This is a genomic window from candidate division KSB1 bacterium, assembly GCA_034505495.1.
Taxonomy (GTDB): Bacteria; Zhuqueibacterota; Zhuqueibacteria; order Residuimicrobiales; family Krinioviventaceae; genus Fontimicrobium_A.
The window spans coordinates 44,458-59,981 of record JAPDQV010000018.1; the positions used below are offsets into that span (position 1 = coordinate 44,458).

The 15,524-nt window shown below is 57.0% G+C and carries 9 protein-coding genes and 1 tRNA gene; 7 read left to right on the top strand and 3 right to left on the bottom strand.

Annotated elements, in window-relative coordinates:
- Window positions 1-30: 30 nt before the first annotated feature.
- The gene (locus ONB24_08900) at window positions 31-6,771 is read right to left on the bottom strand and encodes an InlB B-repeat-containing protein (GenBank protein MDZ7316225.1); all 6,741 of its coding nucleotides are present in this window, start codon (window positions 6,769-6,771) and stop codon (window positions 31-33) included.
- 390 nt (window positions 6,772-7,161) lie between these two features.
- Here ONB24_08900 and ONB24_08905 point away from each other — a divergent pair, with 390 nt between their 5' ends.
- From ONB24_08905 to rlmB, 6 genes are all read left to right on the top strand, one after another.
- Window positions 7,162-8,400, top strand: coding sequence for a TonB family protein (locus ONB24_08905; GenBank protein MDZ7316226.1), 1,239 nt, complete (start codon window positions 7,162-7,164; stop codon window positions 8,398-8,400).
- 46 nt (window positions 8,401-8,446) lie between these two features.
- Complete coding sequence (locus ONB24_08910) at window positions 8,447-9,142, top strand: type 1 glutamine amidotransferase (GenBank protein ID MDZ7316227.1); 696 nt, start codon at window positions 8,447-8,449, stop codon at window positions 9,140-9,142.
- Between the two features lie 86 nt (window positions 9,143-9,228).
- Window positions 9,229-10,170: a hypothetical protein gene (locus tag ONB24_08915; GenBank protein MDZ7316228.1), complete on the top strand. Its 942-nt coding sequence runs from the start codon at window positions 9,229-9,231 to the stop codon at window positions 10,168-10,170.
- 20 nt (window positions 10,171-10,190) lie between these two features.
- Complete coding sequence (locus ONB24_08920) at window positions 10,191-12,005, top strand: L-fucose isomerase (protein ID MDZ7316229.1); 1,815 nt, start codon at window positions 10,191-10,193, stop codon at window positions 12,003-12,005.
- A gap of 30 nt (window positions 12,006-12,035) precedes the next feature.
- Window positions 12,036-13,196 carry a D-alanine--D-alanine ligase gene (locus ONB24_08925; GenBank protein ID MDZ7316230.1) on the top strand — a complete coding sequence of 387 codons (1,161 nt, stop codon included), beginning with the start codon at window positions 12,036-12,038 and terminating at the stop codon, window positions 13,194-13,196.
- On the top strand, window positions 13,193-13,960 hold the full coding sequence (rlmB, locus tag ONB24_08930) for a 23S rRNA (guanosine(2251)-2'-O)-methyltransferase RlmB (GenBank protein MDZ7316231.1): 768 nt from the start codon (window positions 13,193-13,195) through the stop codon (window positions 13,958-13,960). Before ONB24_08925 ends, rlmB begins: the two co-directional genes overlap by 4 nt.
- Window positions 13,961-13,996: 36 nt before the next feature.
- On the opposite strand, the gene ONB24_08935 is transcribed toward rlmB, so the two are convergent.
- Together ONB24_08935 and ONB24_08940 are read right to left on the bottom strand one after the other, a co-directional pair.
- Window positions 13,997-15,022 (bottom strand): UDP-glucose--hexose-1-phosphate uridylyltransferase, encoded by a 1,026-nt coding sequence (locus ONB24_08935; GenBank protein ID MDZ7316232.1) that lies wholly within the window; start codon window positions 15,020-15,022, stop codon window positions 13,997-13,999.
- Window positions 15,023-15,087: 65 nt separating this feature from the next.
- Window positions 15,088-15,154: transfer RNA gene (locus ONB24_08940), tRNA-OTHER, on the bottom strand.
- A gap of 186 nt (window positions 15,155-15,340) precedes the next feature.
- On the opposite strand from ONB24_08940, the gene ONB24_08945 reads away from it, so the two are divergent.
- On the top strand, window positions 15,341-15,524 hold a 184-nt coding region (locus tag ONB24_08945), incomplete at its 3' end, for a hypothetical protein (GenBank protein MDZ7316233.1).

Sequence of the window (15,524 nt, forward strand, 5' to 3'; positions counted from 1 at the left end):
TCAACGACGTGCCCATTGTTTTTTGGAATATCACTTTAGCAAAACCAATCGCTTGGTATCAACAAAGGTTCCCGCTTTCAAGCGATAGAAATAGATTCCGCTTGCCAACTTTAGACCGTTGGCATCCGAAGCGTCCCAGATGACGCGATGGCTGCCCGGCGGCAACTCTTCGTCCACCAAGACTTTGACCTGTCGGCCGCGAAGGTCGAAAATTTCCAATCTTACATGCTCGCTGCGCGGCAGATCAAAATGAATCTCGGTAACCGGGTTGAAGGGATTGGGATAGTTTTGCTTGAGCGAGAAAGCCTCCGGCAAAAGGTTCTTTTCCTTGAGTACGTCGGCAATGAGGCGATAGTTGGCGCGAAAAACCTTGCTGTTGTTAACAAATACAGCTTTGGAAGGCAAGGTGTCGGTGCGGTCGTCGTTCCAATGCGTAAAGACCCAATTCTTTCCAGGCGCGGCCGTCAACACGACTTGCGAGCCGTAATCGTAATCGGCGCGGTCGGGCATGCGGACCAGCGAGCCGTCCGACCCTTCTGTGATAGCGGTGGTCAGCACGCAACCGGAGATGAGCACGCTGTGTGCGTTCGACCAGCTCGATACGGCCGAAGTGTGGCTCTTGCAGCGGGCGCGCACGCGCACGAGATAGCTGCCCGACGCGGCATAAGCGTGCGAATAATAACCGCCGTCCCACGCCAAGTCGTTGTAGGCAGTAAAAGTCGCCTGCTGCGTCAACGGGTTGATCTCCTGAAGCATGACGGCGCTGCCGTATTTGCCTTTGTATTCCTGACCGGATTTTCCGCCGAAACGAACGGTGAGATGGAATTTGCCGTCGCTGCCTGGAACGATGTTTCCGAACTTGGCTACGTAACCAGTAGCCGTATTGTCGGCCGGCAGGCGGGTATTGGGCGATTGCGGTCCGCTGAACAACGGGTTGCCCATGTCGTCTTTTCCTGCGGAGCTGAGGTTGACGAACGATTCCGCGCCGTTCAGCGTAACGATCGAGCCGCGCAACCAACCGAATTCATTGCGGTTTGAATAGAAAACCACAAGATAGCTGCGCAGCGGATTGAGGTTGCTGAATTCCAGAACGAGCTCATCGTTGGGTGTGTCGATGTACGAGATAGCGCCTCGGCAGTTCAAAATATTGCCGAACACCTCGCCGGCATCCGTGTTTTCGGCCGGTTCTTCTCCAGCCCACGCTTCCTGCCGCCCGGCATAGATGCCGCCGCTTATGCTGAGCCTTACCGACAGCGCCTCGCCCGTCGCATAATTGACCAGCGGACCCGAGCTCGGCAGGCCGCTTCCGCCGACGGGAGAGGTATAAGTGGTGATCTTTTCGGAACGCTGCGCGCTCAAATCAACCCACGGCGACGTGGTGCCGTCGCCCCATTCGAATTGATATTCCAGATCATGCCCCAAACTGCTCGCCGCATTGCGGACGAAAAAGTCGACCCGCTGCCTGCGGAATGCGCTGGTCGGAGCAAAGATTCTCGGCGTCGAGACAGTCTCTTCCAACGGGATAAAGTTGGCGACGATCTGCAGATTCTTATCCACCCGCATAGTCGTCGGCGATTCGGAGCCGCTGAGGTCGCCGCTCCAATAAGCGAATCGATAGCCGGAAGCCGGTGTGGCCGTAAAGGTGACCGTAGCGCCCGCTTCCACCGTCGTGTCGCCGACAGCCGGTGTCGTTGTGCCGCTGTTCGGCGGATTCACGCGCATGGTAATGGTGAACCTTGAGGCTTGGAAATTGGCGATGACCGTTTTATTGGCCGTCATGGTGATGGTCGTCGTGGGACTGGTGGGATCTGCGACGTCGCCGCTCCAACCGACAAACCGATAGCCGCTGCGCGGCGTGGCGGTCAATGTAACCACCTGGCCGAGATCATAGGCATAACTTCCGGCGGCAGGCTGGGTCGTGCCGCCTTCGGGAGGATTGACGATCATCGTCAAGGTGACCTGATTCGGCGCCACCCGCTCGAACTGCGCAATGACCGTCTTGTTGCCGGTCATCAAAATGCGCGTCGATTGGGCTGTAGGCGTCTCCACATCGCCCGTCCAGTTCTTGAACACCCAACCGGGATTGGGAATCGCCGCAATGTTGACATAGGTGTTTTCGTCGAAACTATGGGTGCCTTCCGGCGGCGCACAGAGACCGGCATTGGGCGGATAGACGATCATGGTCAGATTGAACTTACGGCCTTGACCGCGCACGAACTTGGCATAGACTTCCTTGTTTTTATCGACCACGACCTGCGTCGTCTGCTGCGTGCTGTCTTCCACTTCGCCGTGCCAACCGGCAAAAGTGTAGCCTTCATAAGGAATGGCCGAAATGTTGACCACTTCACCGGGAGCATGCAGCGAAATGCCGGGCGGCGGAGAGGTAGTTCCGGCTCCCACAGGACTGACGTTCATGCTCAGCACAGTTTGTCCGCTGCCGATTCGCTCAAAGTTCGCATAGACGGTCACGTCGTCTCTCAGCGTAATGCTGGTCGTAGAAGACAACGGCGAATCGACGCCGCCGCTCCATCCGACGAAACGGTAACCGGTCGCAGGCGTCGCCTTGAGGGTGACCACCGCTCCGTAGGGGTAGGTATACACCCCTGCTGCAGGCTGCGTCGAACCGCTGCCGTCCGGATTAACGCGGATGGTTAACTGCACCGAATCCGGCGGTCCGGCGACAAAGTGAGCAATGACGGTTTTGTTGCTGTTCATCACGATGAACGTCGTCGGCCGCTCCGGATCATTGACGTCGCCTGTCCAATGCGAGAAGTGATAACCCCGATTGGCTACCGCCGTTATGTAAATTTTTTCGTTCAGCCCGAACACATGTACGCCGGGCTCGGGGCCGGTATTGCCGCCGCCGACCGGATCGACCATCATGGTCAAAAGCACCTGATTGGGCTTTTGTCTGAAATTGGCCGTCACCTGCTTGTTGCCGTCCATCACGATCGTCGTCGCAGCGCTGTTGGGATCCGTTACCGGTCCGCTCCAATTGACGAATTCGAAACCGTTGGCCGGGAAAGCCTGTACGGCGACGACGACGCCGGCGTCATACTGGTACTGACCCGCTGCCGGCATGGTTGTGCCGCCGCCGGCCGGACTTACGGCAAGGGTCAGCGTATAACGCGGCGAAGCAGTGCGGAAATGCGCAATAATGCTCTTGTCGCCGTTGATGAGAATCGTCGTCGTAGGACTCGACGGATTGGCTACGTCTCCCGTCCAGTAAGCAAACTCATACCCCGGTGCGGGAATCGCCTGCAGGTTGACCAGCGTTCCCTGAGCGTAATAATAAGTGCCGGCCGCCGGCACGGTTGAGCCGCTTCCTACGGGGTTGATGTCAATGGTAAGTCGATATTGCGCAGCTCCAGGAGCAAAATTGGCGATAATGGTCTTGTTGCCGTTCATCGTCACGGTAGTCGTCAACAGAAAAGGATCCGCAACATCGCCGCTCCAATTGACAAAGTGATAATTGGCTGCGGGAACCGCCTGCACCGTTACCACTTGTCCGGCGGGATAGGTATAGGTCGCAGGCGCGGGTACCGTGGTGCCGCCGCTTGTCGGATTTACCAAAATCGTCAACTGGTAGGTCGTCGGCGGAAGTTGACGGAAAACAGCCGTAACATTTTTATTGCCGTTGATCGTTATCGTCGTCGTGGGACTCGTTGGGTTGGCGACATCTCCCTGCCATTCTTGGAAGACATAGCCGGGAGCCGGCGTAGCCGTTAGGGTGACGACTTGATTTAAATCGTATTCGTGTACCCCTACCGGCGGATTAGTGGTACCGCCCCCTGTCGGAGTCACATTAATATTCAGGGTATAGCGATCGACGCGGGCAAAATTAGCACGAACATTCTTGTCACCATCGATATAGACCGTCGTATTGGCGCTCGAAGGATCCGCCACGGGTCCCGTCCAGCCGACGAACTTGAAACCGGCCGCAGGAACGGCGCTGATGTTCACGGTACTGAACGACTTGTAGGTATTGGTGCCGACGGGCGGCGTGGTTGTGCCTCCGCCTGCAGGGGAAACGTCCATAATCAGTCGGTAAATAATGTTGTCAAAAATAGCTCTCGCCGTTCGGTTGCGGTCCATTGTCAGCGTCATGCGCGGATTAAAATAGGCGTTTCGAACCCCGTCGATTTGCCATTCCACAAAACGATAACCGGCGGCAGGAAAAGCCTCTATCGTAACTTCCTGGCCTTGAGGATAGGTATGGGTACCGACGGCAGGGAAGACATTGCCTTTAGCCGGGTCATTGACTTCCATGGTCAATCTTACATCCGTGACGGGATCAAAGAAAGGCTTATAGCTTTTATTGGCATCGGCGACGACGGTGATCGTGGCGCTGGTCAAACTCGGGTTGTTGTTCCAATTCCTAAAACGATAGCCGCTGCGGGCAAAGGCACGCAGAGTCATAGACTCGTTCTGGTTGAGGACATAAGAGCCGGCTGCAGGATCGGTGTAGCGCTGATTCGGGTCGTCGGGCGGCAATACGGTGATGGTATAGCGGGGAATGGCCGTAAAAAATGCAATGACCGTCTTGTTGCCCGTCATCAGAATAGTGGTTGTAGGACTCGTAGTTGACGCCACATCCCCCTGCCAGCGGTCGAAGCGGTAGCCGTTGCTCGGAAAAGCCTGGAGGGTTACCAAAGTATTTGCATCATATTCGATGCTTCCAGGAGGCGGAGAGGTAGTCCCTCCCACGCCGCCGGCCGGATCGGTCTGGATCGTCAAGGTATAGCGCGGCACCGGCTCGAAATTGGCGGTCACGGTTTTGTTGCCGTCCATGTAAACCGTAGTCGGATTTGCCGTCGTATTGGCCACAGGCCCAGTCCAATTGACGAAGCGATAACCGGTGGCCGGCAGAGCTCTTATGGTAACGGTCGAGTTTTGCGTATATTGATGATTGCCCACAGCCGGATCAGTCGTTCCCCAAGCCGACTGATTAACCTGCATGGTTAGTGTGAACTGGGGCTGAGTCGAGGATGTAAAATTGGCGGTGATCGTCTTGGCGCTGTTCATGGTTACCGAAATCGTCGCATTACTGCTCGAGACGTCGCCGGTCCAATTAACGAACGTGTATCCCGGATTGGGAGTAGCGGTAACGGTTACGACCGTTCCGGGCGGATAGCTTGTCGTGCCTGCCGGCGGATTGGTCGTTCCGCCGCCCGCCGGTGAGATGTTGATGGTCAACGGGTAGTTGCCCGAGACGGCAAACGTCGCCCGTACGGTTTTCGAGGCGTTCATGATCACCGTCGTGGAAATCGAATTGGGGTTGGTGACGTCACCTTCCCAACGCACAAAGCTGTATCCGGAATTGGGAATAGCGGTCAAAGATACGATATCCCCTGAGTAAAAGGTGTACGTGCCGGGAGACGGCGAGGTGCTGCCGCCGGTACCGGCTTCAACGGTGAGAGTGTACTGGATACGCTCAAAATTAGCTCGAATCGTCTTATTGGCGTTCATTATGACGGTGGTGGAGGCGCTGGTCGGATTGGCAACCTCGCCCGTCCAGCTGACAAAGCGATAGCCGCTGTTCGGCGTGGCCAAAATGCTGATGATGTCGCCGCTGTTGTAATTGTGCGTGCCGATCGGCGGCGTCGTCGTGCCCCATCCCGCTTCATTGACCTCCATGGTCAGCGTATACTGTAACCGCTCAAAATTCGCCATGACCGTCTTGTTGCTGTTCAGGGTCACCGTCGTCGTGGCGCTGTTGGGATTGGCCACATCGCCCGTCCAGTTGACGAACCGGTACCCGGAAGCGGGATTGGCGGTAATCGTCACCACCGTGCCGGCGGGATAGGTGTTGTTGCCGATCGGCGGCGTGGTTGTGCCCCAGCCCGTCTGGTTGACCTGCATGGTCAGCGTAAAATTGGTAACGGAAATGTCGCGAAAATTGGCCGTGACGGTCTTGTTGGAATTGATGAAAACAGTCGTCGTCGCGCTGTTGGGATTGGTGACGTCGCCGGTCCAGTTGACAAATTCGTAGCCCGGCGAAGGCGTCGCCGTAATGGTGACCTCGCTCCCTTGACAAAAAGAATGGCTGCCCACGGCGGGCGAAGTGGTACCGGAGCCTGTCGGCGAGACGGCTAAAGTGAGGGTGTATTGGACACAACGAAAGTTCGCTTTGACCGTTTTGTTGGCATTCATGAGAACGGTCGTAGAAGCGCTGTTGGGGTCGGCAACCGGCCCCTCCCAATAATCGAACTGATAGCCCGGGCTCGGCAGCGCCTGAATGTTGACCACCGTATTGACGGCATAGGAATAGGTGCCGGGAGCGGGTGAGGTCGATCCTCCGGTGCCGGCCTGCATCGTCAAGGTGTAGGAGGTGATGGCGTGGGTGCCGTTGAGCGAAACCATAACGCTGCCCAATCCCTCGAAATTTTTCGGCCCAATCGGATTCCCCGTGGCCGGATCGTAAAATTGCACTTCGCTGCTCGTAAACGTATGCTCGACCCCGTAACTGGTCATCCAGCATTTGAAGGTAATCGGATAACCCTCGCGGAATCCCGTGTCGCTTCCATGCGCCTTATAAGCTACAATACTAACCGGATTGCTGCTGGAAGCCGGATGGTCGAGCACCGTCATGCCGGCGCAGGTTGAGGCGTCGAATACGGCGATTTCATCGCCCGCCACCAGGTTGTTGCCGTTGATCCTTGCACTGATGATGTAAATGTTCATCGGTTGGTAATTGCTGGTCGGCGGGGTAAAATGGGTTTGCGAATAAACCGCGACCGGCAATAAAAGCCAGATTATGCTGCGAAACATGCTGCCGACTCTCATTCTCTGCACCTCTATTGCGTCCTACACACCTTTCACTTTGCCGCATAGTACGGCCAAAATAGACGATGACAAAGCTTCCTATGCACTATTTAGGCCAATTTTTTAGATTTGCCGAAAATCAATTGCAAAAAGCCGGCAGGATCAAAACACTGCAAAAGTTCATGACTTTGCTTGAAATAGAGCGAATCTTCAGCGGCAGTTTTTTTATCAGTCAGAACTCCTTGATTAACCGAACACGGCTTCATGATCAATTTATATGACAACATGTTTCATTTTGATTCATTGTCTTTTTCTGATAATTGCTTTTCGTTGTGGAAACCTTTTGCGTCTTGGCACGAAATGTTTAAATTATGACACTTGAAACAGGATGCCGCCATGTTTAAAATGGGTTTTATCGTCTTTCCTTTTTTCTGCTGTTTTATCAGCGCGGGAGCAGTCAATCAAGCGGCCGACCTGTTCCTGGCAGTCCGCAACGGCGATCTCGAAGCGTTGCGGTCAAGCCTCGGCGAAGGGACGGACGTCAATACCAGGAATATTCTCGGCGAAACACCGCTCCTTCTGGCCGCCGAGACCTGCCGCATTGAGGCCGCGAAAGAACTCATCGCTGCCGGAGCCAATGTCGAAATCGCTTCCAAGCTCGGCAATACGCCCCTCATGGCTGCGGCTGCCAAGGGCTGCACGGACATGGTCCGTCTCTTGCTTGATGCCGGCGCCGATCCGCGCCGTGAAGAACCCAAGCGGCGCTTCAATGCTCTCCTCAAAGCAATAGAATACGGTCACTCGGAGATCGTGGAGCTGTTGCTCGACAAAGGGGCTGACGTCAATTATCGCAATGTTTACGGTGTAACCCCCTTGATGGCGGCATCGCAGTATGGTCACGCGAGAATCGTCGATCTTTTGCTGAGCCGCAAAGCGCGGGTCAACGATGCCTCCCTCATCGGCTATACGGCCCTGATCTATGCCGTCGAATTCAATCAGCCCGACATTGCATTGATGCTGCTGAATGCCGGCGCCGACGTCAAGGCCGCCGACATTCGCGGGCGCACGGCGCTGATGATCGCTGCTGCAAATGGTCAAACCGATTTGGTACAGCTGCTGGTAGAAAAAGGAGCGCCGCTCAATGCCCAATCGGAAAAGGGCGAGACCGCCTTGACTTTGGCCAACAAAAAGGAATACTCGGACATTGTGACCTTTTTGATCGAAAAGGGCGCAGATACGACGGGCGTCAAGATTAAGGTCGATTCTACAAAGGCGGTCGTTAAGGAGAGTACGGAGGGACAAAAAGAAAAAGAGCCGGAGGCGACCCTGACGCCGCCCGAACCCATCGGCGGCATGGAAGGCATCCAGAAACGGCTCAAGTATCCCAAAAAAGCGCGCGAAGCCGGTGTGGAAGGCGAAATCACACTGGAAGTCACCGTCACCCGCTACGCCCAAATCAAATCGGTCAAAATCCTTAAATCCTTTGGTGACAAAGAGTGTGAAAAAGCCGCAGAGGCGGCGGTACGGGCAACCCGCTGGAAGCCGGCCAAACGCGGCAAAAAAATAGTCGACGGCACAGCCGTCGTGACTCTGCAATTCAAGATCGATAAAAAAGAAAGCGATAAAAAAGAATAAGCATCCCCTAATCCTATGCTTTCGTCGGCCGTTCATTGGAGAGAAAATGCGTGCACATTGCCTGCAGCACGTTCCGTTTGAGGGACTCGGCAGCATAGCGCCGTGGCTCAAGGCACAAGGACTCGAACTAACGAGCACACGCTTTTTTGAATCGGGCAGGCTTCCCGCTCCCGATGAGGTGGATCTGCTCATCGTGATGGGCGGCCCGATGAGCGCCAACGATGAAGATAAACTGACCTGGCTGATTGACGAAAAAGCATTCATTCGGGAATGTATCCGGCAAGGAAAACGCGTCTTGGGCATTTGTCTGGGCGCACAATTGATCGCAAGTGCGATGGGCGCGCAAGTGTATCGAAACCGTGTGAAGGAAATAGGGTGGTTTCCTGTACAAGGAGTGCCTGCCGACAACGAGTCGATTTTTCGTTTTCCGAAGGTGTTTAGAGCATTTCACTGGCACGGTGAAACTTTTGATCTGCCGCCCGGAGCAGTCCGGATTGCTGAAAGTGAAGGCTGTGAAAATCAGGCATTTCAGCTCGGCCGATCCGTCATCGGCTTACAGTTTCACCTTGAAATGACTCCGGAGTCGGTGCGGGAGATCATTTCGCACTGTCGAGCAGAGCTCTTGCCGTCAAAATATGTGCAATCTGAAACAGTCATGACAAGTGTATCGCCGGACGAATACCGAGAGATGAATAACCTCATGGCCGAGGTGCTTTCCTTTCTGATAAGCAGGGACGGCTGACCGGCGCATGCACCCGTCAGGCATTGCCCCGCGGTACTCGACTCCTCTGCGGGTGATGCGCAAACCGTAAAAAGGAATTCGCAAACATGACCATCAGCGGCTTTTCATTTGTGCGCAACGGCGACAAGCTTTACTATCCCGTGGTCGAATCCATTACCTCCATCCTGCCGATTTGCAACGAGTTTGTCATTGCCGTCGGCGCCGGCGACGCGGATGATCGAACGCGGGAAAAAATCGCCGCCATCGGCGATCCGAAAATCAAGATTATCGATACCGTCTGGGAAGAGGCCTATTTCAAGAAAGGAATCATTAACGCCCTACAGACCGACATCGCCAAACAAGCCTGCAGCGGCGACTGGCTGTTCTATCTGCAGGCGGATGAGGTGGTGCACGAAAAGTATCTGCCCGTCATTCAAAAGCGCTGTGCGGAACTCTTGGACCGTCACGAGGTCGAGGGGTTGCTCTTCCGCTACAAGCATTTTTGGGGCGATTACGATCACTATCACGGCGGCCACGGCTGGTATCCGTTCGAAATCCGCATCATTCGCAACCTGCCGCAGATTCACTCTTACGAGAGCGCTCAGTCGTTCCGCTGGTTCGACTTTTACGAGCACCCGCGCCAGGAAAAAGGCACGCGCAAACTTAACGTGGCGCTGGTCGATGCGGAAATCTATCACTACGGCTGGGTGCGTCCGCCGCACCTCATGCAGAACAAACGCCGCGCATTGGACAGCGTCCATTGGGGCAGAGCAAAGGCGGAGGATTATTATCGTCAGGCTCCCCCCTTCTTTGACTATGGGCCGCTCAATCGGCTGCAAGTTTTTCGCGATACTCATCCTCAAGTGATGCAGGAGCGCATCCGGCAGATGGATTGGCGGGATAAGCTGCAGTACAGCGGCAGACCTAATCCGCTGCGGGAACCGCACAAGCATGAACGACTCAAATACCGGCTGTTATCGGCATTGGAAAAGATAATCGGCAGACCAATCGGCGGATTTCGTAACTATCATTTGTTGAAAAATGTCTGATTCAACCTTAGGAGAATGAGATGGCAGAAAAGTTTCAGAGCGCGAAAGGAAGAAAAAGACTGCGGGGCTCTTTGCCCAAAGTCGGCATTCGGCCGGTGATCGACGGCAGACGACAGGGCGTTCGCGAAGCGCTGGAAGGGCAAACCATGGCCATGGCGCAGGCGGCGGCTGAATTGATACGTACCCACCTCCGTCATTCGAACGGCGCAGAGGTCGAGTGCGTCATTGCCAACACCACCATCGGCGGGGTTGCCGAGGCGGCCGAGTGCGCCGAAAAATTCGCCCGCGAGGGCGTCGGCGTCTCGCTGACGGTTACTCCCTGCTGGTGCTACGGCACCGAGGTGATGGATTCGGACCCGCTGATCCCCAAAGCCGTTTGGGGATTCAACGGTACCGAGCGGCCGGGAGCCGTTTACCTGGCGGCGGCGCTGGCCGGCTACGCTCAAAAGGGCCTGCCCGCCTTCGGCATCTACGGCCGCGACGTTCAGGATAAAGACGACCGCTCGATTCCCCAAGACGTGCAGCAAAAGATACTCAACTTTGTCAAAGCCGGTCTGGCCGTCGCCGAAATGCGCGGCAAGTCTTATCTCGCCATGGGCTCCGTCTCCATGGGCATCGCCGGTTCGATCGTCGACGATCACTTTTTCCACGATTACCTCGGCATGCGCAACGAGTACGTCGACATGACCGAATTCATCCGCCGCATGGAGCGCGGCATTTACGACCCGGAAGAGTATCGCCGCGCTTACGAATGGGTACGGAAGAATTGCCGTGAAGGCGAGGACATCAACCGGCCGGAAATCCGCAGCAGCCGCGAGCGGCTCGACCGCGAATGGGAGATGTGCGTGCAGATGGCCATGATCGCCCGCGACCTGATGATCGGCAATCCCCGCCTGGCGGAAATCGGCTGGCCGGAAGAGGCGCTCGGCCACAATGCCATTGCCGGCGGCTTTCAGGGTCAGCGCCAATGGACCGACCATCTGCCCAACGGCGACTTTTTGGAGGCGATTCTCAACTCTTCGTTCGACTGGAACGGCATTCGCGAGCCGTTCATCGTGGCGACGGAAAACGACAGCCTCAACGGCGTCGCCATGCTGTTCGGCCATTTGCTGACCGACACCGCGCAGATCTTTTCCGATGTCCGCACTTTCTGGAGCCCCGAAGCAGTCAAGCGGGTGACCGGCCATAAGCTCACCGGCAAAGCGGAGAACGGCATTATCCACCTCATCAATTCCGGCCCGACGGCTCTCGACGGAACCGGCCGCCAGACCCGCGACGGCAAACCGGTCCTCAAGCCGTTCTGGGAGATCACCGAAGAAGAGGTCCAAGCCTGCCTCGAAGCGACGCGCTGGTGTCCGGCCGAGCTCGAATATTTCCGCGGCGGCGGGTTCTCCACGCAGTTTTTGACGCGCGGCGAAATGCCGGTCACCATGTCGCGCATCAACTTGGTGAAAGGATTGGGGCCGGTGCTGCAGCTTGCCGAAGGCTACACCGTGGAGCTGCCGCCCGAGGTGCACGAAGCGCTGAACCGCCGCACCAGTCCCACCTGGCCGACAACCTGGTTCGTTCCCAACCTCACCGGCCGCGGCGCCTTCCGCGACGTTTACACGGTGATGGCCAATTGGGGCGCCAACCATGGAGCCATTTCGTACGGCCACATCGGCGACAAACTGATCACCCTTGCCGCCATGCTGCGCATTCCGGTCTGCATGCACAACGTGGACGAAAGGCGCATCTTTCGCCCGGCTGCCTGGAGCGCCTTCGGCACCGCCGATTTGGAGGGCGCCGACTATCGCGCCTGTAAAAATTTCGGTCCGCTCTACGGCATTCGTTAACGTGGGAACGTGTTTAACGGGAGATAAACTTTGGCGCAGAAATTACGCGTAGGCGTGCTGTTCGGCGGCCGCTCCACCGAACATCAAGTGTCGTTGGTATCGGCGCAATCCGTGATGGCCGCGCTGGATCGAGACAAGTATGAGGTCATCCCCATCGGCATCTCGCCTGCAGGACGCTGGCTGTGCGGCGACGACGCGCTCCCGCTGCTCAAAGAAGGCAAAGAGCCGCCGCACGGCTGCTTTCTGCCGCCGGATCCCACCTGCAGACGTCTGCTCGACTTGAACCGCCTCGAGCCGCTCGGCGACGCGCTCGATGTGATTTTTCCGGTGCTGCACGGCTCGTTCGGCGAAGACGGCACCATACAGGGGCTTTTGGAATTGGCGGATATCCCCTATGTGGGCGCCGGCGTCTTGGGATCGGCCTTGGCGATGGACAAAGTGCTGCAAAAGCTCGTCTGTCGACAGGCCGGGCTGCCGACGGTCGACTTTATTTGGTTCCGCAGCATCGATTGGCGCGAGCGCTCGACCGATGAACCCGTTGCGGCGTATCAGCTCGCCAATCTGCCGCAGGAGGGCATCGCAGCTGAGATCGAACGCCGTCTCGGCTATCCGGTTTTTGTCAAGCCTCCCAACCTCGGTTCCAGCGTCGGCATCAGCAAGGCAAAGAATCGCGGGCAACTGATCGAAGGCATCGAAACCGCGCTGCGCTATGACCGCAAAGTTCTGGTGGAAGCGGCGGTGCCGGACCCGCGCGAAATCGAGGTGGCAGTGCTCGGCAACGAGCATCCCCGCGCCTCCATTGCCGGCGAGATCATTCCCTCCAACGAGTTCTACGACTATGACGCCAAATACGTGGACGGCGCTTCCGAGAGCCGCATTCCGGCGGATCTGCCGCCGGAGCTGCACGAATCTCTGCGCCAAGCGGCCGTGCGCGCCGTCGTCGCCTGCGAGGTGGAAGGCATGGCGCGCGTCGATTTTCTGGTTGAAAGGCGTACCGGCAAATTTTTTCTCAATGAAATCAACAGCATTCCGGGGTTTACATCGATCAGCATGTACCCGAAACTCTGGGAGGCGAGCGGACTGAGCTATCCCGACCTGCTCGACGAGCTGATTCGTCTGGCCCTGGATCGCGCCGCCAAAAAGCGGGCGCTCAGCACGACGTTCCAACCGAAAAAAGAATGGTACAAATGAAAAACAGGGAAAATCGACCGCAGGCGGAATCGGCGTGGATTTACGGTCGGCGGCCGGTCTTGGAATGGCTCGAAAGCGGTTTGCCGGTCAAGGCGCTGCTGGTCGCTGAGGATGCGGGCGGCAAACCGCTGAAAGAGATCCTGCACCTGGCCGAACAGCAGCGTCTCTCCATTCGACAAGTCGAAGCGCGCCGGCTCGATCTGCTTGCCCAAACCTCCAAGCACCAGGGGATCCTCGCCGAAGCGGCACTGCCCTCCTACGCGACGCCGGCAGACGCTTTGGCGCGGGCGCGCGAGCGCAACGAGCCGCCGCTGCTCGCCGTGCTCGACGGCGTGCAGGATCCGCACAACCTCGGCGCCGTGCTGCGCACTGCCGATGCCGCCGGGGTGCACGGCGTCGTCATACCCAAAGATCAGGCCGTGGGCCTCACGCCGACGGTCGTAAAGGCTTCGGCGGGAGCCGCAGCTTTTGTGCCGCTGGTGCAGGAGACCAATCTGACGCGCTTTCTGCAGGAATTGAAAAAGGAAGGTTTTTGGGTAACCGGCACGGCCGAAGACGGCGATCGCCCCTTCGATAAAGCCGATTTTCGCGGCAAAACCGTCATCGTCCTGGGCAGCGAAGGCAAAGGCATGCGCCGTCTGGTGCGCGAGCAGTGCGACTTTATCGTGCGCATCCCCATGTTCGGCCGCGTGGCGTCGCTCAACGTCTCGGTTGCGGCGGCGCTGCTGTTCTACGAAGCCAGGAGACAGCGCACCGCATTTTGACCTCCTGTCCTGTTCCCCCTGCGCTGAATAACAGATTTATTCGTAAAAGTCCGACAGTCTCCGCAGCGTTTCAGCCGCCGTTTCCGGGGTAATGTCGCGCTGCGCCTCGGCGAGCATTTCATAACCGACCATAAACTTGCGCACCGTAGCCGAGCGCAGCAAGGGCGGATAAAAGTGCGCATGCAGCTGCCAATGCAAGCGATCCTCGCCGTCGAACGGCCGACCGTGCCACCCCATCGAGTAGGGGAATTGAACTTTGAACAGATTGTCGTAGCGGGTCACCAGCCGCTTGAAAATGTCTGCCAAATCCCCCTGCTCTTCGGCCGTCAGCTCGTCGAGATGAAGCACATGCCGCTTGGGCAAAAGCAGCGTTTCGTAAGGCCAAATCGCCCAAAACGGCACCACCGCCAGCCAGCGTTCGTTTTCGACGACGACGCGTACCCCCTCCCTTTTTTCGCGCTCCCAATAGTCGATCAGCAGCGGCCGTCCGTGTTTTCGAAAATAATCCGCCTGCTGCCGATCCTCCTTGACCGCTTCATTGGGCAACGCGTCGCCGGCCCAAAGTTGGCCGTGCGGATGCGGACTGGACGCTCCCATCATCTCGCCGCGGTTCTCGAAAACCTGGATCCACGCATACTGCGCCTTCAACTCGCTCACCTGCTCGGCCCAAACCTGCACCACCTTGACGAGATCCGGCAAGGCAAACTGCGGCAGAGTCAAATCGTGGCGCGGCGAAAAGCAGATCACGCGCGCCGTGCCGCGCACGCTGCGGTAGCGGATCAGCTCGTCCTCGCAGGCGGCCTGCGGTACGTCCGGCAGCAGGGCGGGGAAATCGTTGGTAAAGACAAAGGTCGAGGTATAGTTCGGATTCACTTCGCCGACCGCGCGCTTGTTGCCGGGACAAAGATAGCAGTGCGGATCGTAGGCCGGCCGCTCGTCGGGCGGCGGCGATTCGATTTGTCCCTTCCAGGGACGCTTGGCGCGGTGCGGCGAGACCAGTACCCATTCGCCGGTCAGGGCATTGTAGCGGCGATGCGGATGATCGTCCAGGCGAAATTCCACAGGTTCCTCCACAGTCGATTCAAAAAAGCCCCGCCGAGGCAGGGCTGAAAAGTCGAATAAAATTGTACCCCCGACAGGATTTGAACCTGTGACCAACGGTTTAGGAAACCGCTGCTCTGTCTTTTCGGGAGTAACTAACCCGCAAAAATTAAATATATTTACAGAAAATTCCAAAATAAATCTGATTGCCCGCTCCGTCCGCCCTCCCTAAATCCATTCGCCGGCCTGATGATTAACGCCGATTTTCCGCTTTTCCGCCGCCCGTCGAGGCGGTCAAAATTGGTCAATCAACCGGTCATTTTTAGGGGAGTCGATAACATGCTGGAAATAAAAAAAATCCTGATTGAACGCGACGGTCTTTCGCCTGATGAGGCCGACCGCGAAATCGCCGAGGCTAAAGCCGACCTGCTGGATTTAATCGAATCCGGTCAGTACGACGCCGTAGACGAATATTTCCTCGACCGATTCGGCCTCGAAGCCGATTATCTGTTTGAATTAATCT

Coding starts and splice junctions, on each gene's coding strand:
- ONB24_08905 (MDZ7316226.1), top strand. CDS start 7,162: ATGTTTAAAATGGGTTTTATCGTCTTTCCTTTTTTCTGCTGTTTTATC.
- ONB24_08910 (MDZ7316227.1), top strand. CDS start 8,447: ATGCGTGCACATTGCCTGCAGCACGTTCCGTTTGAGGGACTCGGCAGC.
- rlmB (MDZ7316231.1), top strand. CDS start 13,193: ATGAAAAACAGGGAAAATCGACCGCAGGCGGAATCGGCGTGGATTTAC.
- ONB24_08900 (MDZ7316225.1), bottom strand. CDS start 6,771: ATGTTTCGCAGCATAATCTGGCTTTTATTGCCGGTCGCGGTTTATTCG.
- ONB24_08920 (MDZ7316229.1), top strand. CDS start 10,191: ATGGCAGAAAAGTTTCAGAGCGCGAAAGGAAGAAAAAGACTGCGGGGC.
- ONB24_08915 (MDZ7316228.1), top strand. CDS start 9,229: ATGACCATCAGCGGCTTTTCATTTGTGCGCAACGGCGACAAGCTTTAC.